The 26,885-nt window shown below is 40.8% G+C and carries 30 protein-coding genes; 23 read left to right on the plus strand and 7 right to left on the minus strand.

What is annotated here, in order from left to right; genetic code table 11:
• Nucleotides 1-115: 115 nt before the first annotated feature.
• Nucleotides 116-916 carry an ABC transporter permease gene (locus tag CI957_RS00460; protein ID WP_105460557.1) on the minus strand — a complete coding sequence of 267 codons (801 nt, stop codon included), beginning with the start codon at nucleotides 914-916 and terminating at the stop codon, nucleotides 116-118.
• Entirely contained in the window at nucleotides 909-1,553 is a 645-nt protein-coding gene (locus tag CI957_RS00465; RefSeq protein WP_105460558.1) for an ATP-binding cassette domain-containing protein, read from the minus strand. Before CI957_RS00465 ends, CI957_RS00460 begins: the two co-directional genes overlap by 8 nt.
• A gap of 407 nt (nucleotides 1,554-1,960) precedes the next feature.
• Between CI957_RS00465 and mtaA the strand changes: the two genes are divergently transcribed.
• The 10 genes from mtaA (at nucleotide 1,961) to CI957_RS00515 (ending at nucleotide 9,695) form a co-directional block, all read left to right on the plus strand.
• On the plus strand, nucleotides 1,961-2,977 hold the full coding sequence (mtaA, locus tag CI957_RS00470; protein WP_096711543.1) for a methylcobamide:CoM methyltransferase MtaA: 1,017 nt from the start codon (nucleotides 1,961-1,963) through the stop codon (nucleotides 2,975-2,977).
• 42 nt (nucleotides 2,978-3,019) lie between these two features.
• Nucleotides 3,020-4,078, plus strand: a complete 1,059-nt coding sequence (locus CI957_RS00475) for a GTP-binding protein (protein ID WP_096711542.1) — start codon at nucleotides 3,020-3,022, stop codon at nucleotides 4,076-4,078.
• Between the two features lie 56 nt (nucleotides 4,079-4,134).
• Entirely contained in the window at nucleotides 4,135-4,398 is a 264-nt protein-coding gene (locus CI957_RS00480; protein ID WP_096711541.1) for a hypothetical protein, read from the plus strand.
• Nucleotides 4,399-4,549: 151 nt separating this feature from the next.
• Nucleotides 4,550-4,771 carry a sulfurtransferase TusA family protein gene (locus tag CI957_RS00485; protein ID WP_072357887.1) on the plus strand — a complete coding sequence of 74 codons (222 nt, stop codon included), beginning with the start codon at nucleotides 4,550-4,552 and terminating at the stop codon, nucleotides 4,769-4,771.
• 14 nt (nucleotides 4,772-4,785) lie between these two features.
• A complete protein-coding gene (locus CI957_RS00490; RefSeq protein WP_096711540.1) occupies nucleotides 4,786-5,205 on the plus strand; it encodes a DsrE/DsrF/DrsH-like family protein in 420 nt (139 codons plus the stop codon).
• 8 nt (nucleotides 5,206-5,213) lie between these two features.
• Nucleotides 5,214-6,380 carry a cysteine desulfurase family protein gene (locus CI957_RS00495; protein WP_096711539.1) on the plus strand — a complete coding sequence of 389 codons (1,167 nt, stop codon included), beginning with the start codon at nucleotides 5,214-5,216 and terminating at the stop codon, nucleotides 6,378-6,380.
• A 10-nt stretch (nucleotides 6,381-6,390) separates the two neighbouring features.
• On the plus strand, nucleotides 6,391-7,026 hold the full coding sequence (locus CI957_RS00500) for an iron-sulfur cluster assembly scaffold protein (protein WP_096711538.1): 636 nt from the start codon (nucleotides 6,391-6,393) through the stop codon (nucleotides 7,024-7,026).
• 44 nt (nucleotides 7,027-7,070) lie between these two features.
• Nucleotides 7,071-7,643: a flavodoxin family protein gene (locus CI957_RS00505; protein ID WP_277749679.1), complete on the plus strand. Its 573-nt coding sequence runs from the start codon at nucleotides 7,071-7,073 to the stop codon at nucleotides 7,641-7,643.
• Between the two features lie 141 nt (nucleotides 7,644-7,784).
• Nucleotides 7,785-8,270: an arsenate reductase ArsC gene (locus CI957_RS00510; protein WP_128753996.1), complete on the plus strand. Its 486-nt coding sequence runs from the start codon at nucleotides 7,785-7,787 to the stop codon at nucleotides 8,268-8,270.
• Nucleotides 8,271-8,432: 162 nt separating this feature from the next.
• Nucleotides 8,433-9,695: a diaminopimelate decarboxylase gene (locus CI957_RS00515; protein ID WP_128753997.1), complete on the plus strand. Its 1,263-nt coding sequence runs from the start codon at nucleotides 8,433-8,435 to the stop codon at nucleotides 9,693-9,695.
• Between the two features lie 37 nt (nucleotides 9,696-9,732).
• Here the strand turns inward: CI957_RS00515 and CI957_RS00520 are convergent, their stop codons facing one another.
• Complete coding sequence (locus CI957_RS00520) at nucleotides 9,733-12,765, minus strand: tetratricopeptide repeat protein (protein WP_164908982.1); 3,033 nt, start codon at nucleotides 12,763-12,765, stop codon at nucleotides 9,733-9,735.
• Nucleotides 12,766-13,433: 668 nt separating this feature from the next.
• On the opposite strand from CI957_RS00520, the gene CI957_RS00525 reads away from it, so the two are divergent.
• Genes CI957_RS00525 through CI957_RS11015 form a run of 3 tightly spaced genes read left to right on the plus strand, consistent with a single transcriptional unit; the run spans nucleotide 13,434 to nucleotide 15,364 of the window.
• Nucleotides 13,434-14,756 carry a TIGR00297 family protein gene (locus CI957_RS00525; protein WP_096711533.1) on the plus strand — a complete coding sequence of 441 codons (1,323 nt, stop codon included), beginning with the start codon at nucleotides 13,434-13,436 and terminating at the stop codon, nucleotides 14,754-14,756.
• Between the two features lie 39 nt (nucleotides 14,757-14,795).
• Nucleotides 14,796-15,191, plus strand: coding sequence for a Mov34/MPN/PAD-1 family protein (locus tag CI957_RS00530; protein WP_096711532.1), 396 nt, complete (start codon nucleotides 14,796-14,798; stop codon nucleotides 15,189-15,191).
• 47 nt (nucleotides 15,192-15,238) lie between these two features.
• A complete protein-coding gene (locus tag CI957_RS11015; protein ID WP_277749672.1) occupies nucleotides 15,239-15,364 on the plus strand; it encodes a hypothetical protein in 126 nt (41 codons plus the stop codon).
• 9 nt (nucleotides 15,365-15,373) lie between these two features.
• On the opposite strand, the gene CI957_RS00535 is transcribed toward CI957_RS11015, so the two are convergent.
• Nucleotides 15,374-15,565 carry a hypothetical protein gene (locus tag CI957_RS00535; RefSeq protein ID WP_128753999.1) on the minus strand — a complete coding sequence of 64 codons (192 nt, stop codon included), beginning with the start codon at nucleotides 15,563-15,565 and terminating at the stop codon, nucleotides 15,374-15,376.
• Between the two features lie 10 nt (nucleotides 15,566-15,575).
• Nucleotides 15,576-15,896 carry a hypothetical protein gene (locus CI957_RS00540; protein WP_128754000.1) on the minus strand — a complete coding sequence of 107 codons (321 nt, stop codon included), beginning with the start codon at nucleotides 15,894-15,896 and terminating at the stop codon, nucleotides 15,576-15,578.
• Nucleotides 15,897-16,044: 148 nt separating this feature from the next.
• Between CI957_RS00540 and CI957_RS00545 the strand changes: the two genes are divergently transcribed.
• Together CI957_RS00545 and CI957_RS00550 are read left to right on the plus strand one after the other, a co-directional pair.
• Complete coding sequence (locus tag CI957_RS00545; RefSeq protein WP_164908983.1) at nucleotides 16,045-16,767, plus strand: PAS domain-containing protein; 723 nt, start codon at nucleotides 16,045-16,047, stop codon at nucleotides 16,765-16,767.
• Between the two features lie 254 nt (nucleotides 16,768-17,021).
• Nucleotides 17,022-17,510 (plus strand): DUF1614 domain-containing protein, encoded by a 489-nt coding sequence (locus CI957_RS00550; RefSeq protein ID WP_241645792.1) that lies wholly within the window; start codon nucleotides 17,022-17,024, stop codon nucleotides 17,508-17,510.
• Here CI957_RS00550 and CI957_RS00555 read toward each other — a convergent pair.
• Both CI957_RS00555 and CI957_RS00560 read right to left on the minus strand, forming a co-directional pair.
• Nucleotides 17,487-18,395, minus strand: a complete 909-nt coding sequence (locus CI957_RS00555) for an ATPase domain-containing protein (RefSeq protein WP_096711527.1) — start codon at nucleotides 18,393-18,395, stop codon at nucleotides 17,487-17,489. The two genes, CI957_RS00550 and CI957_RS00555, sit on opposite strands and share 24 nt — an antisense overlap.
• A gap of 72 nt (nucleotides 18,396-18,467) precedes the next feature.
• Nucleotides 18,468-19,835 carry a dihydroorotase gene (locus CI957_RS00560; RefSeq protein WP_128754002.1) on the minus strand — a complete coding sequence of 456 codons (1,368 nt, stop codon included), beginning with the start codon at nucleotides 19,833-19,835 and terminating at the stop codon, nucleotides 18,468-18,470.
• 166 nt (nucleotides 19,836-20,001) lie between these two features.
• Between CI957_RS00560 and CI957_RS10545 the strand changes: the two genes are divergently transcribed.
• From CI957_RS10545 to CI957_RS00595, 8 genes are all read left to right on the plus strand, one after another.
• A complete protein-coding gene (locus CI957_RS10545; protein WP_164908984.1) occupies nucleotides 20,002-20,157 on the plus strand; it encodes a hypothetical protein in 156 nt (51 codons plus the stop codon).
• Between the two features lie 305 nt (nucleotides 20,158-20,462).
• A complete protein-coding gene (locus CI957_RS00565; RefSeq protein WP_128754003.1) occupies nucleotides 20,463-21,350 on the plus strand; it encodes a PstS family phosphate ABC transporter substrate-binding protein in 888 nt (295 codons plus the stop codon).
• Between the two features lie 178 nt (nucleotides 21,351-21,528).
• Nucleotides 21,529-22,428, plus strand: coding sequence for a PstS family phosphate ABC transporter substrate-binding protein (locus tag CI957_RS00570; RefSeq protein WP_128754104.1), 900 nt, complete (start codon nucleotides 21,529-21,531; stop codon nucleotides 22,426-22,428).
• Nucleotides 22,429-22,461: 33 nt separating this feature from the next.
• Nucleotides 22,462-23,355: a phosphate ABC transporter permease subunit PstC gene (pstC, locus tag CI957_RS00575; protein WP_128754004.1), complete on the plus strand. Its 894-nt coding sequence runs from the start codon at nucleotides 22,462-22,464 to the stop codon at nucleotides 23,353-23,355.
• Nucleotides 23,356-24,207, plus strand: coding sequence for a phosphate ABC transporter permease PstA (gene pstA / locus CI957_RS00580; RefSeq protein WP_128754005.1), 852 nt, complete (start codon nucleotides 23,356-23,358; stop codon nucleotides 24,205-24,207).
• 17 nt (nucleotides 24,208-24,224) lie between these two features.
• A complete protein-coding gene (gene pstB, locus CI957_RS00585) occupies nucleotides 24,225-24,992 on the plus strand; it encodes a phosphate ABC transporter ATP-binding protein PstB (protein WP_128754006.1) in 768 nt (255 codons plus the stop codon).
• 4 nt (nucleotides 24,993-24,996) lie between these two features.
• Nucleotides 24,997-25,647: a phosphate signaling complex protein PhoU gene (phoU, locus tag CI957_RS00590; RefSeq protein WP_096711519.1), complete on the plus strand. Its 651-nt coding sequence runs from the start codon at nucleotides 24,997-24,999 to the stop codon at nucleotides 25,645-25,647.
• Between the two features lie 107 nt (nucleotides 25,648-25,754).
• The gene (locus CI957_RS00595; RefSeq protein ID WP_105460572.1) at nucleotides 25,755-26,882 is read left to right on the plus strand and encodes a methanogenesis marker 9 domain-containing protein; all 1,128 of its coding nucleotides are present in this window, start codon (nucleotides 25,755-25,757) and stop codon (nucleotides 26,880-26,882) included.
• Nucleotides 26,883-26,885: the final 3 nt, after the last annotated feature.

Below are 26,885 nucleotides of genomic sequence, written 5' to 3' on the forward strand. Positions count from 1 at the left end.
AATACCTTGAAGAGAAAGGAGAAATACTGGGTAAGATTTTCTCTTTATGTGTTTGTATTGTTCGATAACAGAGGATAACTGATATCGATTTTTCAACTTTTCCATACAGATTTCTTCATGAAACATCCGGTGTATTTCGGAACACCTGATCATTCAATATCCCGTATTCATCAAAACAAATACGTGATGTCAGGAAAATTGCAAGTGTCACACATGTAACAGTGGATACATAAACAGAAACCATTACTGCAATCTGGTACTTGATTGCCAGGATCGGTGATGCTCCGGCTATCAACTGGCCACTCATCATGCCGGGGAGGTGAACTATTCCTATAGTAGAAATATCTCCTACAGCCGGTTTCAGGGAAGAACGGAGGCCTTTTCTTACATAGGGCATAAGTGCCTCATTCATTCCGGCACCAAAAGAAAGTCTGGATACATAGCGGTTCTCATTCCTTTTCAGGCTGCTGTAGAAATTTCCTACACCAATGATAGTTCCGCCAAGGGAATTACCAAGCAATATACCACCTATGGGTATGAGGTAAGGGGCTTCAAATACATTGGCCAGGTCAATTACAAAGAGGTTCACATACATAAGAATCAGGAACGTACCTCCCAGGAAAGCGCCAAGTGTAGGAATATAAAGGGATTTGAGATCCATTTCCTGACGCTGGACGGACTCAAATGCTGCAAATGAAACCATCAGGAAAAACCACAACAAATTCAATACAGGATTGTTCATATCAAACACAAATGTCAGGAATAGACCGGCAAGGAAAAGCTGTATCGTCATCCTGAAAATAGCTGAAAGGGATTCTTTACCCATATTCAGCCGTACATATCTCATTATCAATAAAGGAATAATGAGCAGAAGAAAACCAAAGAATAAACCTGTGTAGGAAATCTCATCAGGCATTTATTTCACATCCGTCAACAAATATTTCATCCATAGCTACTCTGTCCCATGTGTTGTCGTGGGACACAACAAGAAGTGTCCAGTCTTCATTTTCAAGAAAAAAATCCACAACTTTTTCCTTAAGTTCGGGATCCAGTGCCGATGTAACTTCATCAAGCAGGAAAATCTCCTTGCCCAGTAACACAGAAATTATTATGCATATTCTCTGTTTCTCCCCGCCTGAAAGATCCTCAAACTTCTTGTACACAATGGACCTGTCCAGCCCAAAGTATTCAATCAGGGAATTACGCTTCCTGTGATACTTTCTTCCCCGGTTATGGTCGAAAGAAAATATTTCGTTGATCAAATCCTTAACAATTCCCTCACCGATATCAGTATCCTGTGATACATATGCGATTTCTTTCCTGATGTCCCATATGTTAGAGGCCGAAACTTTCCTCCCCCTGTAAAAAATCTCCCCACCGTCGACATGTAAAATTCCCAAAATTATTTTGAGAAGAGTTGATTTACCGCTTCCTGACCGCCCTTTAAGTATCAATTTATCACCCTGATTGACAATCAGATTAAATTTAGAAAAAAGACGAGAACCATGAAAATCAACACATATATCCTTATAACGTATCAGTTCTGAACTCATTTATAAGCACCTCGCTCAAAAATCCTCCTTTCAGTAACACTTAAATCATAAATTGGAAACTTAATCATTCAATACAACATACCTATTACTTCTGCCATACATTTTGTTTTTTGTAAATTCGAACAATTAAATCCACTTTATTTGTTTTAATAATTAGATCATTTCAATTAAGAACCTATTATGCGCACATTAAATATGAATCTTGTTGATTATTTTTAACACGAAAGTTGTACTTGATTCTAAAAAAATCCATTATAATAACACCCATATTCCACATCGACAAAATACTATCAATGAAGCTAAAAACAAAAAGATTGAAGGATAACACTGAAATACTAACCAAACTAAATCTAAAGGAAATAGAGAATAGAATAACTAGAATAGAATAACTTATACAAAGGTCAACCATGCAACAAAAACAGAGAATCATCAATGCACTGGAACGTAAACCAGTAGATAAAATTCCTGCAGGATTGTTCACAACCGCTGCTCCGCTGGAAATTATGGATTCATGTGGTGTTGCCAGACCCGAAGCTGACTTTGATGCTGAAAAGATGGCTGAGCTGGCAATAGCCACCCAGAGTATCCTTGGATTTGAGACTATACGCTACCCCTTTGACTTAACAGTGCTGGCAGAAAGTTTCGGCTGTAAGATTCACAGGGGATCAAAGGACATACCTCCTGCTGTACTCGAAGGACCGGAGATCAACATTGAAGGCATAGAAGTCCCTGAAGATTTGATGCAAAGAGGAAGAATGCCTGCAATTCTTGAAGCCACACATATTATAAAAAGGCAAGTCGGGAATGAAGTTCCACTTATATGTGGTTTTGCCGGTCCTGTGGACCTTGCTGTTAATCTGATGGGCATGAAGCCATTCCTGTTAAAAATACTGAAAGAACCACATAAAATAGAAAGATTAATGGAAGCCACTAGCCGGGCATGCATAAAAGCTGCTAATGAAAGCCTGGAAGCAGGAGCAGATGTAATATGTTTCGGAGAAGCAGTTGTTTCCCCTGACATTGTTCCACCGGCTATGTTTAAGTCCGTCATAAAACCATACTATAGACAACTTGTAGATTCTGTTAACGGTAAATGTGTAATCCATGTATGCGGAAAATCTGATCCCGTAATAAAAGATATTGCCGAATGTGGATTTTGTGGTATAAGTGTTGAAGAAAGTGTTGAAGATCTGCAATACGCCATAAAAATGGCACATGAAGGCGGTGCTGCACTGATAGGCAATGTTTCAACTTCCACTACCATATACAATAAAAATGCTGAAGAAGTAAAAGCAGAAGCTTTGAAATGTCTGGAGGTAGGCGTGGACATCCTGGCCCCAGGTTGCGGAATCGCACCACAATCACCCATAAAAAATATGCAGGCCCTTACACAGGCACGGAATGGATTCTGCGGGGAAAAGTAAAAGGGATCAAGAAGTAACTTACTTTTTCAAAAGGTGTAATAAATGAAAGTAATAATCATTGGCGGATTTCTGGGCAGCGGTAAAACTACTACCCTGCTTAAGCTGGGAAAATATCTCAATGATAAAGGCGAGAAAATCGCTATTATCGTAAATGAGATAGGTGAAATCGGAGTTGATGGGACAACACTGGATATAGAAGGAGTGGAAACCAGGGAAATCACCAACGGATGTATTTGCTGCACTTTGAAAATCGATATGGAACAGGCGCTTGACTCCCTTGCCGAGGAATATGGACCGGACACGGTAATTATTGAACCTACAGGTGTTGCGTTCCCCCGGCAGATCAAAGAAGAAATTGAATTGATGAAAATTGCAGATATGGAGTTTTCCCCAATAATAAACCTGATCGATGGCAGCAGGTTCGATCTGGAAATAGAACAGGTTCCAATATTCATAAAGACCCAGATAGAGGATGCAGACATCCTGGGCATTAACAAGATAGACGTCGCGACAGATGAACAGATCAGTAAAGTCAAAGCGTTATTGCAACACTATAATACTGATGCAAGAATTCTGGAATTTTCTGCAAAGGAAAATGAAGGAAATTTTGAAGAATTAATAGAAACCATAAGTGGAGAAGGAAAACAAAGAGACCATTCTATAAAACAAAATTCTATTGCCGAATCAAATGTATCATCACATGCTATTGAATTTGCAATTGAGACAAATGATCTGGAAATCAAGAAAGGGCACAAACTGGCAAATGAAATTGTTGATTCCATACATAGCCAGTTCATTCAATTGAATCCGGATTTTATAGGCCATATAAAGATGTCCATGGACCTACCGAAAACTTTCCTGAAAATCAGCCTCACATCCTCTACAAACAAACCTGAAATAGAAATTTTTGAGAGGGAAAATGTTGCAAACCAAAAAGTTAGAGCATTGGCAGCTGTGACAAATATCAGACAGGATGATGTAGTCAAAATACTGGAAAACACTATTGAGGAAATGTTTGCGGAAACAGGAATTGATCTTCAGAGACTTCAGCAACATACAGACACAAAAAATATCATTAACCTGTGTGATATTTCTATATAAACAGAACCGGGGGTCTAATAATAACTGATAACAAATCGGAGCAAAATCAGAGAGTGATGCCTATATGGGTATCTGCAGGATCTATTGCGGGTGCACTCTACGGCAACCTGTTACTTGGACCGTCTATAGGAAGCGTGGGGCTTGGCACTATAATGGGTATAGCAATAGGGTCACTTGGTGGTGTTTCTTTCGGATTATCACAGATACGAAAGCAGGAAGGAGATGATAAATATGCCTTTGAAGGTGAAGAAAATCTCATGAAGATCATGGGAGCGGTCGCTATCATCCTTTTTGTAATTACTCTTGCTATGTTGTTCTGACCAGAAGAATGCCGATAAGGGTGATCGACATTCTTCAAATGAGCCATGCAGCCTGTTATGCTATGCGAGAAACTTATATATCATTTGCAAACATATAAACATGTTAACAATTGTGAAATTGCAGATATGATAGATATTCAGGGGAAAAGAAATGACAAAAATAGAAGTAGATACAAGGGGAGAGACCTGCCCGGTACCGCTAGTTGAATGCAGGAAGGCACTGAGAAAAGCTACACCGGGAGACGAAGTCATAGTCACCGGCACACATCCAGCTTCAAAGAAGGAGATACCAATGGCCTGTGAATCCATGGGGCTTGAAATTATAGGTATCGATGAAGAAGCTGATGAGTGGAAAATCAGAATTAAGCGTTAAAAGGGTTGGTTTCTGTGAGCAATAAAACCGTCATAATAGTCCATAGCGGAGACATGGACAAACTGTACAGTGCACTCATTATTGCAAATGGTTCACTGTCGATGGGAATGGAAGTTTCCCTGTATTTTACTTTCTGGGGCCTTGAGCGGTTGAAAAAAGGAGGACTCGAAAAGGGTCCCTTCTCCAAAATGAATTTCCTGGGGCTTGGAAAATGGATGGTCAAAAGCAGGATGAAAAAGGCCAATGTAGCTCCTCTTGAAAAAATGATGACCGATTTCAAGGAACTGGGGGGTAAAATAATTGCCTGTGAAATGACCATGGAAATTATGGGAATCAAACAAGAACAGCTACGTACCGAATGGATTGATGAATATGGTGCTGTGGGCACCTATGTCCATGAAGCAAAAGATGCAGAGATTACATTGTTTATCTGAGGAATTGTATGGAAGACAAAACTGCTTATTTTGATAATTCCGCAAGCACACGGTTGGATGAAAGAGTGTTTGAGGCAATGAAGCCGTATTATTTTGATACTTATGCAGTGGCAACATCAGAGTTTGCCTATTCGATGGGTATTGATGCAAAGGAGGCGCTTGAAGAAGCAAGGTCCACAATTGCAGATTCATTAAATGCTTCGCCGGGAGAAATTGTTTTCACATCCGGAAGCACCGAATCAAGCAATATGGCAATAAAGGGAGTAACATCTGCGCTCAAAAAGAAGGGGAAACACCTTATTGTCTCAAAAATCGAGGATTTCCCCGTCCTGAACACCGCAAAAGCACTGGAAAAACAGGGTTTTGAAGTCGATTTCATTGAAGTGGATGACACTGGTCGGCTAAATACAGAACAACTTGCCGAGACGATCACAGACGAAACTGTTCTCGTCTCGATACAGCATGCCAATCAGGAAATAGGTACGCTGCAGGATCTGGAAAGCATTTCAAACATATGCAGGGAGAAAGGAGTACTTCTGCATACAGATGCCACCCATAGTTTCACACGCGTTCCAATAGATGTACAAAAAATTCCTGTGGACCTGATAACGGTTGCATCACATACCATACATGGACCCCGTGGTGTTGGAGGGCTCTATATACGCAAAGACACACCTATCAATAAATGGATGGACGGTGGATTCCAGGAATTCAACCTCAGGGCGGGCCTTGAAAATATACCGGGGGCCGTAGGATTTGCAAAAGCAGTAGAACTTGTGACAGAAGAGGAAAACAGGCAGATCAAAGCACTTAGAGACCATCTTATAGAGAGAATATCCAGTGAAATTACGGATGTAATATTAAACGGAAGTAAGGAACACAGGAGTCCACATAATGCCAACATAACGCTCCATTATGTAGAAGGTGAATCACTTACTCTACATCTGGATATGCGTGGATTTGCGGTCAGCACTGGTTCTGCGTGCTTTAGCCGCTCCCTTGAAGCAAGTCACGTTATACTGGGCATAGGGGGAGACCATGAAAGGGCCCATGGGTCATTGCGCTTTACCTTCAGTCGTTACAATACCCTTGAGGAAACCGATGCCATGGTGGATGCGATAAAGGAAATCGTTGCTCAATTAAGAGAAATTAGTCCATTGTACGAGAAAAAGTGAGGTGTTTAATGTGAAATTCCCTTACAGTGAAAAAGTTCTTGATCACTTTAAAAACCCCCGGAATGTGGGTAAAATAGAAAACCCGGATGGCAAGGGGCTGGAAGGAAGTCCGGCATGTGGTGACATGGTGGCAGTATACCTGAATGTCAATTCCGAAACCTTGGTGATAGAGGATATAAAATTTGAATCCTATGGATGTGCATCCAATATCGCTACAGCTTCCATAATTACCGAAATGGCCAAGGGAAAGACCCTGGAAGAAGCCAAAAATATCTCATGGAAGCAAGCCACCGAAGAACTAGGGGGGCTGCCCACAGTAAAAGCACACTGTTCAGTACTGGCTGTGGAAGGTTTGAGGGCGGCAATTAGGGATTATGAAGAAAAGCATGGCCTTGTGAGTGAGAAAGAAACTACTACTGAAGAAGTCGTCAGAAGGCGCCTGAAACATGTCATGAATCCCATGGCGGGGCTGGATATAGTCAGGACGGAACTTGTGACAAAGATAGAGATAAATGAGGGTTCTGTGAGAATACTTATAGACCTTCCTTCAGATCACCAGTTCGCATCGGCTATTAAAGAGGATATTCTGGAGAAAGTAGAGTCACTCTGGGATATCGAAGAAGTGAAGGTCGTTTTCACAGAATAATTACAGAAGAGGAGGAATATAGTATTACAATAGATATTCTGGGAATCTGCGCAAGTCCCAGGAAGGCAGGCAATACTGACGTATTGCTGGATGAGGTAATGGAAGGCGCAAAAAGTAACGGTGCTACAGTCGGGATAGTACATCTGCGGGATTACAGTATCGAGTCTTGCGTGGGATGTGAGCAGTGCAGACAGGATAATACCTGCACCCGATTCTATGACGGCATGAGCCTGCTGTATCCGAAAATAGAAGAAGCAAAGGGCATGGTGCTTGGTTCCCCTACCTACAATTACAACGTTACCTCCCTTATGAAAACCTTCATAGATCGCCTCTATCCTTACTACAATTTCACAGATGACAGACCACGTGAGTATTCCAGCCGGCTGGCAGGACAGGGAAGACGTGCCTGCGTTTTCACCATTGGAGAGCAATCTATCATTGAAGATATCGGGTTCAGCCTGGAAGCCATGAGTTATCCCCTGGAAGCCCTGGGATACACAGTGGATAAGGCGATGCCTGTGCTTAACCAATTTGACAGGGGAATTATCAAAAAGGATGAAGCAGCGCTTAAAAAGGCTTTCGAAATGGGCGAGGAACTTGCCGGGAAATTAAAGTGAAGGATTGTCTGTTGGATTAATAACTAAAATACAGATTTGTTATTGAAGAATCACAGGCACAATTGATCGGTACTGTTTGATATAGAATCTACATAATCTATGCAGGTAACACTTATTGCCACATCAGCTCCTCTACATTTCATGAAAGAAAGCAACGAAAATGTCAAAGTACTTTTCATTTGTGTGCACAACAGTGCAAGAAGCCAGATAGCAGAAGAATACCTGAAAAGACTTGGAGAAGGCAAGTTCGAAGCTGAGAGTGCGGGTTTTGAACCCGAACAGATTAATTCACTCGTCCTTGAAGTAATGAAGGAAGATGGATTCGACCTCACAAAGAAAAAGACCCAGGATGCATGGGACCTTTTCCGGGCAGGTAAATTTTTCCATTTCGTAATCACTGTTTGCGACAGAGAGCACGAGAAGAGATGTCCTATATACCCAAAACCCTTTGCAAAATTATACTGGCCATTCCCGGAACCTGAAAATTTCACAGGCACACATGAAGAAAAGCTGGAACAAATGAGGAATTTGAGAGATACAATAAAAAAGAGAGTAGCACAAATTCGTAGAAGAAACAAGTGGCTTTTCACACGGATCAAAATAATTCAACCCTGGAATACTTTTTAGGTGGAGGGCATAAATCACCCCACATAATGCTTTTTTTGTTTCTTATTCAGATAAGGATAAACTATATAAGAAACCTTCATCACAGCAATAGCAATAATCATCTTAATAAAAATACACCACTGAGTGTATCGTCTTTATTTTACAATTATTGAGGAGAAAAAAATGGTATCAAAAGAAGTACCTTTTACTAAAGAAAAAGTACAGGAGATCGCGGAAATATATCCTACTCCTTTCCATCTCTATGATGAGAAAGGCATACTGAAAAATGTGGAAAAACTTAAAGAAGCCTTCGGGATTCTGGAAGGTTTTCAGGAATACTACGCTGTAAAAGCCCTCCCCAATCCATATATACTCAAAATCCTGAAAAACCAGGGATTTGGTGCCGATTGCAGTTCCCTTCCCGAACTTGTACTTGCTGAAAAAGCGGGTATTGTTGGTGGAAATATTATGTTCAGCTCCAACGATACACCAGCAGAAGAATTCGTCAAGGCAAAAGAACTGGGCGCTATAATCAATCTTGACGACATAAGTCATATCGATTACCTTGAAAAACATGCAGGCCTGCCTGAAATGATATGTTTCCGTTATAATCCCGGTGCATTAAAAAAAGGTAACAAGTTCATAGGCAATCCTGAAGATGCAAAATACGGTTTTACCCGGGAACAGCTCTTTGAAGGATATAAAAAACTGGCCGATAAAGGGGTCAAGAGATTCGGTATCCACACAATGGTAGCATCCAATGAACTGGACCCTACCTATTTCATAGAAACTGCCAGGATTCTCTTTGAAGTTATCGCCGATATTTCAAAGGAACTCGGTATCAAATTCGAATTCGCGAATCTGGGAGGCGGTATAGGAATACCCTACGAGCCAGACCAGGAGCCAGTCCCCTATGATGTTATAGCAAAGGGTGTTAAGGAAGAATATGATAAAATAATTTCCGCAAACGGCCTTGACCCCCTCAAGATCTACCTTGAATGCGGGAGAGTAATCACCGGACCCTATGGATACCTTATCAGTAAAGTACGCCATCTCAAGCATACCTACAAGGATTTTGTAGGAATGGATGCCACAATGGCAAACCTTATGAGGCCGGGCGTTTACGGCGCTTACCACCATATAACTGTACCTGGCAAGGAAAACCAGCCTCATGACCATACATATGATGTGACAGGCTCTCTTTGCGAAAACAATGACAAATTCGCCATGGACAGGAAACTGCCTGAAATCGAAATTGGTGACATCCTGGCAATGCATGATGCCGGAGCACACGGCCATGCAATGGGATTCAATTATAATGGAAAATTACGCTCTGCTGAAATTTTGCTCAGGGAAGATGGCAGTGCTGTACAAATCAGAAGAGCAGAAACTATGGAAGACTATTTTGCCACACTGGATTTTGAAGGTCTCGAGAATTTTAAATGAAATGACCTGAAAAAAATATAATCGGGTATAAACCCGATTATTTATTATACCACCGTAAAGGCAGCTCATATCCCAGATTGGGATCGTATTCCTTTGGCAGGAAGAATTTCGTTCCCCTGTTGTCCAGAGCCTCTTCAAAACCCGGATCTATGGAATCAAGTTTCAATTTGGTTGTCTTTGCCTCTGAAGATTTACCTATCCTATAAAGGGCAAACCGCTTATTATAAAGTACAGAAGGATTGTTCGGATCAATCGAAAGGGCTTGATCATAGCATTCGATTGCCTCATCGACATTACCCATCATGTTATTGGCAAATCCTTTGTTGTACCATGCAGTAATGCAATTGGGTTTCACCTCAAGTAGGCGGTCATAATATATTATTGACCCTGCATAGCTACTCAACAGGTACTTGATAGTAGCCTTGTGATAGAGAGCGTCAGCGTTGTTGGGCTGGAGCGTTAGAATCTGGTCGTATACAACATCGGCTTTATTGTACTCTCCAAGAAGGTATAGATTAAACCCTTTATGCTCCATTGCAGTAACATGCTGTGGATTAACGGCAAGTAACTGTTCATAGCATTCGATTGCTTTCTGGTACTGTCCGATATTTTCAAAAGCCAGCCCCTTATTGAACAATGCATCCTGATTTTCGGGGTCAGAATCCAGAATTTTATCATAAACAACTATTGCATCACTGAAACGGCCCATCTTTTCAAGGTTATCAGATTTGAGATACAGAGCATCCTGATTTGAAGGCTGATTATTAATGACAGTATCGATTGCATTCAGGGATACATCATACATCCTTGCCTTGTGTGCGGATTGAGCCAGCAGATACCATGCATTCATGTCTTTTGGCTCCAAACTGAGATATTTCTGGTAAGCGTTGGCTGCATTCCTGAAACTTCCAAGTTTGTCGTATATCAATCCCCTGTTATACAGAGCATCCCCATTATCAGGATCATTCTCTACTACTCTTCCATAAGCATACAGAGCAGTCTGGAGGTCACCTGCCTTTTGTGATACTATTGCATATTTATGCCACAATTTCGCAGAATCAGAATTAACTGAAAGAGCCTGTTTAAACGCATCTGAAGAATCGGCCCATTGATTGTATTTTTTGAAAAGATCCCCTTTACCTTCCCAGGCAGCTGCATAATCAGGTTCTATCATTGTAGCCATTTCAAATGAAGAGAGGGATTTATTCGTATTATTTACGGCTGACATTGTCATGGCGCGTGAATACCATAGGTATTCGGGAGCTGGCAGCTCACCATCTTCAATAGACGCAAGGGAGTTGACAGACACATCTGTCCCACTTCCCATGAAAGTCAGATCAAATCCGTTACTTTTAAGGAAATCAAGGAACGGGGAATTGCCTGTATAATGAAAATTATTCCTATGATCAGATTCTTTTTGATTGGATTGCGATAGCTTACTCTGATCAGTCCTTAGTTGATAACTGGCTGCTGAGTGACCAGGATTCAGTTCAAGGACTTTTTCATAAGAAGTGATAGCTTCATCATACCTTCCAAGTTCATCCAGAACGGCCCCTCTCTCATACCACACCTGTGCTGAGGATGGCTCAAGTTCACAGACTTTATCATAAGCCTCTAAAGATTGCTCATATTTACCCAGTATTTTCAGGTCAACAGCCATCTCATACCAGGCAAGGGTATAGTTCCCATCCCTTTCTGTGGCCTCCTCATAGCTCTTAACTGCTTTTCCATACTCGCCTATCCTGTCTAACAATACCGCCTGTTCATACCATACAGCAGGAGCATCCGGCTCAATGCCAAGGGCTTCTCCATAGCTATCGATAGCTTCTGAAAAATCACCATAGTTTTTAAGAATAGTAGCTTTTCGGTACCATACGACGGCATGAGGTTCTGTTTCAAGTACGTCATTGTAGCATTCAAGTGCATCCTCATATTTTTCCAGCCTGTAGAATGCTTCACCTTTATTGAACAGTATCTGGGCAGACTCTGAATCAAACTGGGGTGTTTCATAGAAAACCTCATGGGAATCGGTTTCAATCATAATTGAGGGAGCCTCTGAAACACGTCCGATACCACGTGCATGATCCGGATTTAATTTAAGGGCCTGGTCATAACATTCAATCGACTCCTCATACCTTCCAAGTTCATCCAGTAATTGCCCCTTCAGGTTCCATAGTGTTTTATTTTCCGGATCGTATTCCAGTGCCTGATTGTAACAGGTTAGTGCATAATTATTCTGACCCAGTTCTTCAAGACTGCGGGCTTTGTATCTCCATGAATCCACATTGTATGGTTGTATTTCAAGCACCCTGTCATAATATTCAATGGCTAGGTTGTAATCATCCATTTTTTCTGCAACAAGACCATACTTCAATAATAATTCAGAATTATTTGGATCCCTTAGGAGGGCTTTATCATAATTATCCTGTGCTTTCTGATACTCTCCCATGGCTTCATAGCATTCCCCCAGCTGTGTCCAGGAATCTGTTTTGGAGGGATTGATACGCAAAGCAGCCTGGAAATGTTCGATTGCATCCTCGTACTTGCCTTCATTTTTGTAATACAGACCTTTGTTATAGAGGTCCTCAGAATGATATCCATAAGCACTTAATGCTGCATCCTGATATGTAAGCGAATCATTATAATTACCCTCTAAATGGCTTATTTTTCCTTTAAGGAATAGAATTGGCAACACTTCCAGATCGGGATTATTGACCATTTCAGTTATATTTTGATCAGCGTCCTTCAGGTTCAAAAGAGCTTTTTCATAGTACTGTGTGGCTTCATTCTCACGAGCCAGATTTTCGAGACTCAGGCCAGCTATATAAAGGGCATAAGTAGAATTGGGATTGGAATCTAGAACCCTTTTGGAAACTTCCAGAGATTGATCATAGTTTCCTGATAAATAAAAAGATGAAATGTTCTCATATGTGTCACTATAAAGGTACTGAGAATCATTTGTCTGTGTAATATTTACTTCCTGTGTAATATTTACTTCATCCGAATAAAGGGATATACCATCATTCAAATTGTCAACAGCAACAGCTGGATGACATAGAGTAATTGCCAAAAATAAGACTAAAGTAAACATTGATAAAATGTTTTTGAACCCCATCACCATTTAAACCTATCACCACGGTCCATTAAATCAATTAATATAATACAATGCTTACTAAAATTTAAAATTATTGTTTGGATATAAAATCACCACAGGACAATAAAAAAAGACATAAAGATTTAATCAAAGGGGTTTGGCAGTCCACATTCTTATTTGTCTATAATCAATGTTAGCACCTATTGATTTTGCTTTTTGCTATTTGGCACATTGTAAACCTTCATGTTAGCATATCAGAATTGAATCTATTCTAGCCTGGCCTTTTTGAGTCCAGTAATGGCAGCATTCACATATCTGATAATCATTGTTTTCCCTGAGATCTGTTCCGCAAACCGGGCAATTTTTTAAGAGATAGTCATATCGGTTCATTGTACCACTCCTTAATGGTCCTAAGGCAGGAACATTAATATATAGTTTTGGAATGTAAACTATAAAAATAGTGAACTAATATATAGTTGGTATGCATGATTTCTGGTTACACCTGGAATCTGAATCGTCTCATTCAAATCTTCAAAAATTAATTTTACCATTTGTGCACAAATACATATATAAAAACAAATTAAACTAAAAGATGACTTTTATAAATAATCAGTGCTTTATTAAACAAAAAATCTCTGATTTTCATGACAGGCTGGCCAAAATGCTTTACCGGAGAAGATATAGGGAAAAACTATACCCTCTATTTAATAACTATCGCATTAGTTTCCATGCTCATATTTCCATTCTTAAGCAGGGAAATCTTACTCCTGATTTTTGCAGGTGCGGGTGTATATGGCTACATAACCAGTAGCAATCGGAATATAACCAATCTTATTGTCTCAGTAGTTTTGCTACTTTTGATAAGTATTACTGCGAATCACTATTCCTATTCCCTACCAAAATACATAATTATATCAGCAATCCAGATCTCCACCATTGGCTTCACAAGTGCAGCCATAGTGCGCCGGGGCACCAAAAAGGACTCACAAGAAAATACTACCAATCTCCCATCAAGCCTTGCTTTATTAATAGCAGGGGCCGCTTCTGCCTTTATAGCAGGTTCATGGTATGCATACTGGACAGCCGCTGTATCATACGAACTTATATTTTTCATAGCAGTAATCGGAGCAATTACAGCAGCTCTATTTGAATCCATACCATCCTCCGTAGATAGGCTTTTTTCAATGACCCTGGGTTCGGCAATGGCAATGTGGATTCTTGCATCCTTTGGTTACACAGTTGCTCCTTTCCATTTATTGATTGCATTCATTTTTGCACTCTTTTTGGGGTATCTGGCATATCGCACCAATATAGCCGATATTTCCGCAGTGTTGAGTGCTACACTTATGGGAGTTTTGATAATTGTTTTTAGTAACATCCTCTGGTTTGTTTTGCTACTTACCTTTTTCATACTCGGAGGAGTATTCACCAAATACAAATACAACTATAAGCTCGATCTGGGTATCGCACAGGAAAAGGGAGGAGTAAGGACTTATGAAAATGTATTCAGCAACAGTACTGCTGCCCTTGTGCTTGCCATTGCATGTGGCATATATCCCCAACATAGCAATCTAATAACATATGCTTTTCTGGGAACCGTAGCAACAGCTGCAGGGGACACCCTTGCAAGTGAAATCGGAACAACTGCACGCCAGTCACCCAGGATGATAACAAACTTAAAACCTACAAAAACCGGTACTGACGGGGCTGTAACTTCCCTTGGAGAACTTGCAGCCTTTGGGGGAGCACTGGCAATAGGAATACTCGGAGCAGCCTTTGGGTTTGTGGAGCAGATAATTCCTGCCATACTTATTACATGTGCAGGCGGATGGGGAGGTACAAATATCGATAGTTTACTTGGTGCTACATTCCAGAAAAATGGTTACCTGTCCAATAGTGGAGTCAATTTTGTAGCAACTGCCATAGGTGCCCTCATATCCGGTATACTGTATATTCTTGTCCTGTAATGACAAAAAAGATATACTTACCACAACTATATCTAATACATGAAAGTAGAGGGGATTGCCCGGGAAACACTGAAATTTATATTGAAAAGTAGTGAATCAACATATCCCCGGGAATTTGTGGGTTTACTGGAAACAGAAAAAGGCATAATAAGCAATGTGATGATTCTGCCTGGAACAGAGAGCAGTGAAATGAATGCAGTAATCAAATTATTCATGATGCCAAATGTACAATCCGTAGGTTCGGTGCACAGCCATCCGGGACCCAGTTATCGGCCCTCAAATGCCGACCTTATAATGTTTGGTAAGACCGGGGACTGGCATATAATTGTTGCCGAGCCTTTCGATGAGAACAGCTGGCAATGCTATAACAGGAAAGGGTATCCTGTAGACCTGCCGGTTCTTGATGTAGAATTGGACCAGCCGGAACTGCCCTAACAAAAAAAATATGAAACGAAATCGAACTCTTTAAAGGGTTGATAAATATGGAACCTGAAGACTATGTGATAAAAGAAGGACCAACACCACATGAAAACGCTAAATTTGGAGCCGGCCTTGTAATATTGATTCTATATATTATTGTGCTTGGAAGATGGCTGGGAGTATTTTAATCCCCTTACTTATTTTTCCTGCAGGACCGAATATGTAACTCCTCCAAGCCAATAGCCGATCATTCCAAAAAGAAAAGCTGCAGGTATTAATACAAGAGACTCATAGCCCAAGTCCAATATCCATTCAAAAGCCATTATTACAAACAGGATTACAAAAAGAACATATCCTGCATACTTAGCACTTTTTTTACCCCGATACATTTGGATCACTTTAAATCATCTGGCAGGCAGATTTTCCAAACCCACATCTGGACATCATAGAGTCTATTTGCTCTTCAGAAGAAAAATTATCATATGCCTTATTCGCCTCCTCCACACTGGAATAGAGGCGTGCAAAGATACAATCCCAGTACTCATCATCACTTTTTACAATTGCATGATATTGATTTGTTTCAGCAGGTGCCCATATCAGCACCTGACCACCGGTTTCCTCCTGGGACTGGACTTCAATCTTCAACCTTCCAAGAGCCTTTGTTTCATGATTAATATTATTATTATTATTATTATTATTATTATTATTATTTTCTGCCATAGCGTTCCAATATAATTCCATCATTTTTAACCTATTGGGTCACCGGAAATACTTTGTACTTAAGAATTAATAAACAATATTCGACAGGTACTTAAAGAAGATAAATTAAAGAGGAAATGTAAAAGAAATAATGGGGGTAATTATTCCTATGCAGGACAAAAATCAAGAGTATGAAAATCCCATAATAGTTTTCCTATGGAATGCAGAAAAGGACTGGCCGGTTGAATTTGTATCCGATAACATACAACAATTTGGGTACAATGCCGATGATTTTATATCGGGAGGAAAGACCTATGCACAAATAATCCATCCACACGATATCGATGAAGTCAGAGAAAACATACACCGCATCTGTAAGAAAGGCATTAAAGAATACACCCATCGATACAGGATACTAACTGCTGATGATGAGGAAAGATGGGTTCTGGAAAAGACCCTTGTGGAAAGAGACATCGAGGATGAACCATGCCATTTCCAGGGTTTTGTAATGGATATCACTGGCCAGATGGATTCTGAAGAGATGAGTGTGGATATGATATCTACAAAAAGTCCTGTTGTAGCATTTGTCTGGAAAGTAGAAAAGGGGTGGCCTGTAGAATACGTCTCAGATGAAATTGAAAAGTATGGCTACACGACCGAAGAATTCCTGTCAGGTAATCTTAATTACGGGGACATTATCCACAAAGACGATCTAAAGAGAGTAGAGGACGAACTGAGCAGGAGATGCCGGGAAGGATACAATGATTTCTATCAGGAATATCGGATATGCACAAAAGAAGGCCAGATACGTAAAGTTGCTGAAAGGACCCTTATAATTCGTGATGAAGATGGAAACCCTTCAAAATACCAGGGAATCATTGAAGACCTCTGATTCCCGATAAATTATATATAAAATAATATTATATTTTAATAGTAAGTATGCGTGCCTACGTCAACAGAAAAGGTTTGAGAGACTATATAATATACACACTGGCCTTGCTACCCATAGCCATGTTGTGTTACAAGCAACAGCTAACTCTTGGACCAATTTCATCATACCCTCTCTTTTTAATCTTATTCCTGATGCCAATTGCGTCAAATATAGAAATACCGCTAACCAAAATCAGAACTCGCAAAAACCAGCATATGCATAGGGACGCCCTCCTTCTGGAGGAAACGTACGGTGTACCCGTGGTAAAAGAACTTGCAACAGGCACAAAACTGATCTATGACACAAAAATCACACTTAATGTAGGTGGATTTATAATTCCTATATTAACAATTCTGTATCTACTTGCCAGTGAAATGGATTTTGTTGCGTTGGAGATAATGCTCATAGTACTGGTTGTCGTTGCATTACTGGCGGATTTTGTTGATGGAGTAGGGATAGTAATACCCGCATACGTAGGGATATTTACAATTCCACTGGCATTAATATTGGCCCCTCAGAATGCAGCTACTATCATATTCATCGCCGGGACAGGCGGAATCATAGCAGGTTCTGTGGCATCCTTGATGGCCTTGAAAAGAGAGGAAAAGGGAAGCGCTTATATCGATATAGGCGGAGCAGCCTGCTTTCAGGCAATATATGTAACCACCTTACTGGCAGCATTAATATCCGGGTTCATTCCTTGAATAAGGACTACTATTACCTTGATTTCCAATTTTATTTTGCAGAACTTTTGATGTTTGGATGGAACGATATTTTTCAATCCCTTTCTCACCGAACCTGAATGATTGAGGCGTGGGATCTATTTTTGTAGCCCTCATTTTTTGTATGGCCATAACAGGAGTTAAGGTGGTATCAATATCATTTAATTGCATGGAATCAAGAAATATGATACCATCACCCAGAAAATCATATTCATCAAAATCTTTGGTATCAATACCATGCTTTTTTTCAGTTATTAAAAATGAAGTTATACCCCTATTTTTAATCGTCCTGTGTAACGAACGCCAGCCTCCGGAATTGCGGAAATTTTCAGGATTGCTAAAAACATTAAGGGAATCAAACACTATCCTGCAGGGCTTATACGTCTCAATAATCTCTGTGATCTCTTCAAAGGTCAGCATCGACATCCCAAAAACTTCCAGATAGCCATCATCGATGTATTTTGCAACATCCCAGCCAAATCTCATAAATTGTTGCACCAGCTGGGGAAGACGTTCTTCAAAGGAAAAAAGGACACATTTCTCTCCTTTGGTTACACCCTCCATAAGATATTGCATGCAAAGAGTGGTCTTTCCCGTTCCAGGAGGACCTGTAATAATCACTGAGAAGCCTTCCGGTATACCTCCTTCCAGCATATCATCCAGCCCAACAATACCGGTACTTATCCGTTTTATTGAACATTGCAAATTACCGGCATCCATTTTTGACCTGAAGCGCCCCTTGTCAAGCGAGAGTAAAGCTTTTTCGAGTACAAGGTTTTTAGCACCAAGTTCTTTTTCATACCTATCAAGAACTTTAATGGCATCCGAACTGAGCGTCGTATGAACCGGATATTTGTTACGTACCATGCTCTATGGATATAGTCCATAGTGCATATATAATTTTGCGCACCATGGACATAAAAAAAGAAAGTATGTACATCAATCGTCGTCTTTAACAGAACCGGCACCCGGAAGGAAATTACCTCTTCCTCGCCTCCCCACAATATCACCATCCCAGATAATCTCCCCGCGGGAAATGGTATATTCGGGGAATATGCCTTCCATCCCTTCATACGGAGTCCATCCTGCCTTACTGTGCAACATATCTGAATTAATAGATTTCACATTTCTTGGATCCATGACTATTAGATCAGCATCATAGCCTTCAGCAAAAACACCTTTTCCGTGGTTGTCAAGTCCGAATATTCTTGCCGGATTGCTGCTTGTGACTTCAATGAGACGTTTGAGAGGAAAAAGATTTCTTTTAACTCCCACCATCATAAGGGGCATAAGAGTTTCCACTCCCGGTACACCCGAAGGAGCGCTCTTAATGTCTCCCTCCTTCTCCGACATCCTATGAGGAGCATGATCCGAAGATACAACATCCACAGTACTATCATTTATTCCATTAACAAGCGCTTTCACACTTTGTCGGTTCCTAAGGGGAGGATTCATTTTGCCGAAAGTACCAAGCCTATCCCAATCACGGTCTGAAAGGAAAAGGTGATGGGGAGCTACCTCAAAGCTTAAATGACGCGAAGCTTTTTCTTTTTCAAGAATGTATTTTTCCCTTTTTAGCTGACCAAAAGCTTCCAGGGTACTGATGTGGCAAAAATGAGTATTTACGGAGGTTAAACCAGATAACTCGAGCGCTTTCTTAACTGCCATTGCCTCACATTGATTGGAGCGAATCCGGGAATGGGATAGGGGAGTGAAGTCTTTCTTGAGTAAGATTTCATTATCGCATTTGATATTTTCATCCTCAGCATGGATACAGGCCAATGCTCCAAGTTGCTGGATTGTTTCAAGAGCCTCTTTTAGCAAATCTGAATCCAATCCCAGACCGGCAGTTGATTCTGCCATGAAAATCTCCCCAAAAGCCGTAATACCCAGCCCCCAGAGACTTTCCAGCTTTTCAATGTTCTTTCCTACACCACCATTAATTCCAAAATCAATGATGGATTTACGATTTGCCAGTTTGAGCTTTTCCCTGAAAGATTTTCTGTCAATAACCGGCGGCAATGTGTTGGGGTGTTCCACAACTGCCCCAATACCACCTGCAGCAGCCGCACAGCTTCCTGAATACCAATCTTCTTTGTGAGTCATACCGGGCTCCCGGAAATGCACATGTACATCGATGCCTGCTGGAATAGTAAGTCCCCCGTGTGCATCAATATGTCTGTCCGCATCCTCGTCCTTCAGATTTTTGGCAATTTTTTTTATTTTACCTTCATTTATAAGCACTTCGCCGGGTTGCAACTGATTCTTATAAAAAACTTTAGTGTTCTTAATTAATATATCATTCATACTCTTCCCTTCGACTAGTTATAGGTAGGTATGCATATTATTTTTCCCATTTTACATCTTCCGACCGGATGGAAATAATGATTTAAATTTTATATATAGATATTTGGGATAAAGTATATATTAATGGAAATCATTACTTATTTTAGTGGAGGAAGTGATAGACAATATGAAATGCATTGAGAAAAATGAAAGGGAACTTATATCCCAAAAAGGTAAACCGAACATTTCTCATACAATATATAGGGGAAGAATCAACGGAAACCTTGACAATGAAGAAATGGACCTTTACAGATTCCTCATAGGTGGAATCGAAGGAAAATGAGTGCAAAAACAATGGCTAATGTTGTGCCAGGCAATATACGATGTTATTTTTGCAGCTCATATCTTGAGAACAGGCGCCTGGGAAATATGGCCATATACTTTTGCAACACTTGCAATCATATAGTACCAAAAGAGATTGAACAATACTAAATGTTCAATTACTTTTTTAGATTTTATACGTGAAGAGTAAGTCAATATGCTCACAGCATGGAATATATATACATATATAGAATATATTAACAAATATTTATAAATGGCTAGTTCACTTATTTTAAAAAGAAACTTTACTTACATTAGAGGGTTAATATGATAAAATCACACAAGCCATTAATAATTATACTTATCTTATTGTTGGCATTGTTTGCTGCAGGATGTCTTAATGAAAATGATAACACACAAGACGAGAAGACAAATGAAACAGTAACAGAACATACTAAAGTCGAAAAGATCAACATAGAAGGATCCACAACTGTCTTCCCTCTTGCACAGGCAGCTGCTGAAATATATATGGAAAATCATCCTGAGAAGTCAATAAATGTTATTAGTGGGGGATCAACCACGGGCATAAAAGCCCTGATCGAGGGTGAAGTCGATATTGCAATGGCATCCAGGAAAATGAAATATTCCGAAAAAAAAGCAGCAGAAGCAAACGGAATTGACCCTGTTGAACACGTAATTGCATGGGACGGACTCACAGTAGTTGTAAACCCGGAAAACCCTGTAGATCAGCTGACCTATGAGCAAATAAAAGGGATCTACGATGGGTCCATAAGCAACTGGGCAGAGGTAGGTGGAGAAGACCAGAAAATAATAATACAGAACCGTGACCCCAGTTCCGGAACATATGGCTATTTCAAGGACGAAATATTAGGAGATGTTAAATTCCGCCCGGATTTAGTATCCCGGGATTCAAACGGAGCCATTGTCCAGGCAGTCACCCAGGAAGATGCAGCAATTGGATACATAGGATTTGCATATCTGGATGATAGTGTGAAGGCTGTAGATATAGATTCAGGGAATGGAATGGTTGAGCCTACTTCCGAAAATATCCTTTCAGGCAAATATCCACTTGCCAGACCCCTGCACTTCTACACAGACGGACAGCCTACCGGCCTTGCTGCAGACTTCATAGGATTTATCCTGAGCGAAGAAGGTACAATAATTATAAATGATGTGGGGTACTTCCCCGCCTAAAAAGGCCTGCTCTTAGCCCTCTATTTTTAAGTATCCTGAAATTACATACACAATATATCTATATAGACTATATGTTTAAATATAGTGTAGCATAGAATATTGCGATAAAGACTATAAGTACGGTATCCATTACTTTTTCCGAGGCTTAAGCCTTCAAATGGAAAAGGATAATGTAACTATGGTAGAAAGGTCAAAAATACTTTCAATAGCACTTACTTTAATAATGGTACTGGCGTTATTTACCGCCGGCTGTGTCAGCAATGACGAAGAACCAACCGAAAGTTCTGGTGATAAAGATTCAACCGGTGCTGAAGAAATCAATGTAAAAGGTTCAACAACTGTACTCCCCCTCGCACAGGCAGCAGCTGAAACCTACATGGAAAAACACCCTGAGGCTTCCATCAGTATCAGTGGTGGCGGCTCGGGTACAGGTATTGCAGCCCTGATAGATGGCGACGTTGACATCGCAATGGCTTCTAGGAAGATGAAGGATTCAGAAACCGAAGAAGCAGAAGCAAACGGAATTGATCCTGTAGAACACGTAATTGCATGGGACGGACTTACAGTAGTTGTAAACCCGGAAAACCCCGTAGACCAGCTTACCTACGACCAGATTAAGGGAATCTATGACGGTTCCATCAGCAACTGGGCAGATGTAGGTGGCCCTGACAAGGAAATTGTAGTAATTAACCGTGACAGCAGCTCCGGTACATACGGCTACTTCCAGGAAGAAGTACTCGGTGAAGACAACGAATTCCGTGAAGACGCAATCGCACAGAGCTCAAATGGTGCTGTGGTACAGGCAGTTTCACAGAACGATGCAGCAATCGGTTACATCGGTTTTGCTTACCTCAATGAAAACGTAAAAGGTGTCGATGTCGACAAGGGAGACGGGATGGTTGCGCCAACTTCCGAAAATATCCTTGCAGGCGACTATCCACTTGCCAGACCCCTTCACTTCTACACAGACGGACAGCCTACCGGCCTTGCTGCAGACTTCACAGAATTTATCCTGAGTGAGGAAGGTACAGAGATCGTCTACGAAGTAGGATACTTCCCAGTAGAAACTGTTGAGTAAATGATTTGAAGCATGAACCCTTAGAGGTGAGCGATGTTTCACAGAAGACTTAAAGAGAAGGGCATTGAGATAGGCCTGTTCTTAGCAGCGGCAACGACTGTCGTTGTCCTTCTCTTCATTTGTATTTTTCTTTTTAGAGATGGATACCTATTATTCGAAACAAGTTCTTTTACTGGTTTCATAACCGGTAGTTCATGGTACACCGCTTCAACACCGCCTCGTTTTGGAATACTCCCCCTTTTATTCGGCTCATTTCTGGTCACAGCAGGCGCAATAACCATAGCTGTACCCCTGGGCCTTGCTGCAGCAATATATATTTCAGAGTTGGCAAGCCCAAAAATCGCTGACTTACTGAAACCATTCATTGAAATCCTTGCAGGCATACCTTCCGTTGTATACGGTTTCTTTGGTCTGGTAGTCCTGGTTCCTCTTATAAAAGATATTTTTGATATACCCACAGGCCAAACAGCCCTTACGGGTTCTATAATGCTTGCAATGATGGCACTACCCACAATAATTTCAATTTCCGAAGACGCTATTAATGCGGTACCACTGGCACTTAAAGAAGGTTCATTAGCTCTGGGGAGTACACAATGGCAGACAATTTATAAAGTAACATTGCCGGCTGCCCTTTCCGGAATATCCGCCGCAGTGATATTGGGAGTAGGCAGAGCAATCGGTGAAACAATGACAGTATTGATGGTAACAGGTAACATGGCCATAATACCTGGATTCCCCGAAGGATTTCTTGATCCTGTCAGGACAATGACAGCAACTATTGCACTTGAAATGGGAGAAGTACCCAAAGGCAGCCCGCATTTCCATGCATTGTTTGCAGTTGGTTCAGTATTGTTTATTACGACTTTCATAATAAATATGGTTGCAGATAGGATAAAGAGAAAATATAAACTCAAGGAGGGGCTCTGATTGGATCCAAGAACGACTGAAAAATTAGCATTTTGTTTCCTCAGAGCATGTATATGGATTGTTGTTGCATTTGTAGCAATTCTTATACTCTACATTGTAATACAGGGATACAGCATAATGAGCTGGGAGTTCCTGACTGAGATGCCCAGAAACCGGATGACTGAAGGTGGCATCTATCCCGCTTTGATGGGGACAGCATATCTTGTTGGCATATCCATGGCTGTAGCAATCCCCCTTGGCGTTCTTTCAGCTATCTACCTAAATGAATATGCAAAGGAAAGCCGTTCAACCTGGATCATTGAAATGGCAATCAACAATCTTGCCGGAACCCCTTCCGTAGTGTTCGGATTGTTCGGATTGGCATTGTTTGTTAAATATTTAGCATTTAAACCGTCAATTATCTCGGCATCCCTTACCCTTTCCCTCTTGATATTGCCAGTTGTAATCAGAGCAAGCAAAGAAGCCTTGATAACCGTTCCTCAGGAACACAGGGAAGCTTCTCTTGCCCTTGGTGTAACAAAATGGAAGACCATAAGTAGTATAGTATTACCAGAAGCATTACCCGGAATAGTAACCGGAATTATCCTGAGTATTGGAAGGGTTGCAGGTGAAACCGCCCCTATAATGTTCACAGGTGCAGCTTTCTTTTTACCACGTCTGCCGGAGTCTGTATTTTCACAATTCATGGCTTTGCCCTATCATTTGTTCATACTGGCTACCTCCGGTCTCAACCCCATGGAAACCAGGCCCATACAGTACGGAACTGCTCTTGTGTTACTGATATTGGTACTGCTCATAAACAGTATTGCAATTATTATCAGAAAACATTACAGGAATAAGCTTAACAGATAATTTTTTGAGGATAAGATATGAGTGGAATTAATGATTTCGCAGACATCGAGGTCGAGGATCTCAACCTATGGTATGGCTCCAATCAAGCCCTTCAGGACATAAATATAAAAATCCCCAGCAAAAGTGTAACTGCTCTTATAGGTCCTTCAGGATGTGGAAAATCCACATTTTTACGCTGTATAAACAGGATGAATGATCTTATTAAAGTATGTCATATCGAAGGCAAAGTCAAAATAGATAATAAAAACATCTACGATGAAGATGTGGATGTAGTTGAACTCAGAAAGAAGGTGGGCATGGTTTTCCAGAAACCAAACCCATTCCCCATGTCAGTTTTCGATAATATCGCCTATGGCCCAAAAATCCACAAAGTTCCCAAAAAGGACATAAAAGGGATTGTAGATAAAACCCTGCAGGATTCAGCTCTTTACGAAGAGGTATCTGACAGGCTGGATTCATCGGCCCTGGACCTCAGTGGAGGACAGCAGCAGAGACTCTGCATTGCAAGGACCATGGCCGTAGAACCGGAAATCATACTTTTTGATGAGCCATGCAGTGCCCTTGATCCCATATCTACAAATAAGATAGAAGACCTGATTCTTGAATTAAAAAAGGATTACACAATTGTAATTGTTACCCACAATATGCAGCAAGCGGCCAGAATTTCTGACTACACCGCATTTTTCCTTATGGGAAAAATAATCGAGTTTGGAGAAACAAACCAGATATTCGAAAATCCCAAGGAAAAACGTACTGAAGACTACATCACGGGAAGATTCGGGTGATTAAATGGTTCGTGAGAAATACCATGCTGAACTTGATGAACTAAAAGAAAACATCTCTGATATGAGTGCCGTGTCCCAGGAAATGTTCAGGAAATCTATAAAGGCACTTGCAAATATTGATAAAGAACTTGCTCAGGAAATCATTGAAATGGATCAGACAGTAAATGATTTTGAAGAGAAAGTTGAAACCCGAATCACAAGATTACTGGCATTACAGCAGCCAATTGCCAGTGACCTGCGACTTATAACGGCTTCTTATCGAATATCAATCGATCTGGAAAGAATGGGCGATCTGGCAGTGGATGTGGCCAAAAGAATAAAAAAGATGGATACTGAGAAGGCTCTTTCAATTTCTGAATGTAAACCTATTATAGCCACATGTGAAGAAATGATAGAACAATCCATTAAAGCCTATTCAGAACTGGATACTGAGCTGGCAAAAGGTATCACTACAAAAGATGACATCGTCGACAGGAATGTCTACGCAGGCTGGCAGGATCTGGTCCAGATGATGATCGACAACTCAACTGTTATTGAAAATGCAGTGGAAATGATGTTTGTTCTCAGGTATCTGGAACGTATTGCAGACCATACATGCAATATATGTGAAAGTATTGTATACATTGCAACTGCTAAAAGGGTCGATCTGAACTGATTGATCCTTTATTTTTTATTGTTCATCCTATTTTTCAATTCGTAAAATTAATATGCTGAAGTCTCTTCTATTGATCCCCTGAATAACGAGAAATAGAGGCTTTCAACGTGACCCAAGAACTTTTTGATCTAAATATAGGATATATCCACTTAAAAAATCCAGTCGCCATCGCTCCAATGGCGGGTATTACAGACAGTTCATTCATAAACAATTATGGCAAAAGTGCCGCACTTGTGATAATGGGCGGATACAACCTTGATGAGAAAACCAATGCTGCAGCATGTGAACTCATAGAAAGGGGAAGAAAAGAATTTGTATCACAGGAGCCAATCGAATATATCACAAAAGAGCTAAATGCCGTTGATTTCAATGGGACAGCGGGAATAAACCTGCGCAGCAGTGAACTTAAACCCTTACTTGATGTGGCAGAAATCATCAGGGATGCTGGTGCATTAATGGAACTGGACGCACACTGCCGCCAACCTGAGATGAAAGAAATAGGAGTTGGAGAGGCCCTGATGGAAGACCTCCCACGTCTTACAGAATGGATAAGGCGGATAAAAGAAACTGGTGTCGTGCTTTCAGTCAAGATTAGGGCAAATGTTGTTGATGACATACAACTTGCAAAGGCAATTGAAAGTGCAGGTGCTGATATAATCCATGTCGATGCCATGAAAGAAGGTGCAGGTGCCGATCTTGACACTATCCGCCGCATCCGGGATGCAACACGTATTTTCCTGATAGGCAATAATTCGATACAGAGCTTTGATGATGCAAAGGAGATGTTTTCCAGAGGTGCAGATATGGTATCTGTGGGAAGACAGGCAATGGACTCTCCGGAAATTATAGATTCCCTTGTAGATGCTGTTTCTGAATTTCAGGAAAGTACCGGCTGGTATAATGCTCCAAAACATATTTGCAGAGGACAGGGCGATCTGCGAGGACTGACTTTCTGTTGCCTCCCGGTAAAACCCTGTGCTGTACATAATAAGGCCAAACAACTGGGATTCAGTCCCCGGGAATTTGCAAACCTGAAAATGGAATTTGTAAAAGGTACCCCCCTTGAATACGGTGACAGTACCTGCTTTGGTAGTCTTGCATGGTGTTGTAAGATCACAAAACCGTGTTTCATGAGAGATGGTGTGCTGGACCTTATAGACCTCCCCCCACAGGAGTACATGAAACTCAAAAAACAAATGGCTGACTACATCCTCGACCACGCCAAAGAAAAATAAACG

This window comes from Methanohalophilus sp. WG1-DM (assembly GCF_004104135.1).
GTDB lineage: Archaea > Halobacteriota > Methanosarcinia > Methanosarcinales > Methanosarcinaceae > Methanohalophilus > Methanohalophilus euhalobius.

Excerpts from the sequence above, each read along its gene's own strand:
- CI957_RS00460 (WP_105460557.1), bottom strand. The coding sequence starts at position 916 with ATGCCTGATGAGATTTCCTACACAGGTTTATTCTTTGGTTTTCTTCTG.
- CI957_RS00465 (WP_105460558.1), bottom strand. The coding sequence starts at position 1,553 with ATGAGTTCAGAACTGATACGTTATAAGGATATATGTGTTGATTTTCAT.
- mtaA (WP_096711543.1), top strand. The coding sequence starts at position 1,961 with ATGCAACAAAAACAGAGAATCATCAATGCACTGGAACGTAAACCAGTA.
- CI957_RS00475 (WP_096711542.1), top strand. The coding sequence starts at position 3,020 with ATGAAAGTAATAATCATTGGCGGATTTCTGGGCAGCGGTAAAACTACT.
- CI957_RS00480 (WP_096711541.1), top strand. The coding sequence starts at position 4,135 with ATGCCTATATGGGTATCTGCAGGATCTATTGCGGGTGCACTCTACGGC.
- CI957_RS00485 (WP_072357887.1), top strand. The coding sequence starts at position 4,550 with ATGACAAAAATAGAAGTAGATACAAGGGGAGAGACCTGCCCGGTACCG.
- CI957_RS00495 (WP_096711539.1), top strand. The coding sequence starts at position 5,214 with ATGGAAGACAAAACTGCTTATTTTGATAATTCCGCAAGCACACGGTTG.
- CI957_RS00510 (WP_128753996.1), top strand. The coding sequence starts at position 7,785 with ATGAAAGAAAGCAACGAAAATGTCAAAGTACTTTTCATTTGTGTGCAC.
- CI957_RS00515 (WP_128753997.1), top strand. The coding sequence starts at position 8,433 with ATGGTATCAAAAGAAGTACCTTTTACTAAAGAAAAAGTACAGGAGATC.
- CI957_RS00525 (WP_096711533.1), top strand. The coding sequence starts at position 13,434 with ATGACAGGCTGGCCAAAATGCTTTACCGGAGAAGATATAGGGAAAAAC.
- CI957_RS00530 (WP_096711532.1), top strand. The coding sequence starts at position 14,796 with ATGAAAGTAGAGGGGATTGCCCGGGAAACACTGAAATTTATATTGAAA.
- CI957_RS11015 (WP_277749672.1), top strand. The coding sequence starts at position 15,239 with ATGGAACCTGAAGACTATGTGATAAAAGAAGGACCAACACCACATGAA.
- CI957_RS00535 (WP_128753999.1), bottom strand. The coding sequence starts at position 15,565 with ATGTATCGGGGTAAAAAAAGTGCTAAGTATGCAGGATATGTTCTTTTT.
- CI957_RS00540 (WP_128754000.1), bottom strand. The coding sequence starts at position 15,896 with ATGGCAGAAAATAATAATAATAATAATAATAATAATAATAATAATATT.
- CI957_RS00545 (WP_164908983.1), top strand. The coding sequence starts at position 16,045 with ATGCAGGACAAAAATCAAGAGTATGAAAATCCCATAATAGTTTTCCTA.
- CI957_RS00550 (WP_241645792.1), top strand. The coding sequence starts at position 17,022 with ATGCATAGGGACGCCCTCCTTCTGGAGGAAACGTACGGTGTACCCGTG.
- CI957_RS00555 (WP_096711527.1), bottom strand. The coding sequence starts at position 18,395 with ATGGTACGTAACAAATATCCGGTTCATACGACGCTCAGTTCGGATGCC.
- CI957_RS00560 (WP_128754002.1), bottom strand. The coding sequence starts at position 19,835 with ATGAATGATATATTAATTAAGAACACTAAAGTTTTTTATAAGAATCAG.
- CI957_RS10545 (WP_164908984.1), top strand. The coding sequence starts at position 20,002 with ATGAAATGCATTGAGAAAAATGAAAGGGAACTTATATCCCAAAAAGGT.
- CI957_RS00565 (WP_128754003.1), top strand. The coding sequence starts at position 20,463 with ATGATAAAATCACACAAGCCATTAATAATTATACTTATCTTATTGTTG.
- CI957_RS00570 (WP_128754104.1), top strand. The coding sequence starts at position 21,529 with ATGGTAGAAAGGTCAAAAATACTTTCAATAGCACTTACTTTAATAATG.
- pstC (WP_128754004.1), top strand. The coding sequence starts at position 22,462 with ATGTTTCACAGAAGACTTAAAGAGAAGGGCATTGAGATAGGCCTGTTC.
- pstB (WP_128754006.1), top strand. The coding sequence starts at position 24,225 with ATGAGTGGAATTAATGATTTCGCAGACATCGAGGTCGAGGATCTCAAC.
- phoU (WP_096711519.1), top strand. The coding sequence starts at position 24,997 with ATGGTTCGTGAGAAATACCATGCTGAACTTGATGAACTAAAAGAAAAC.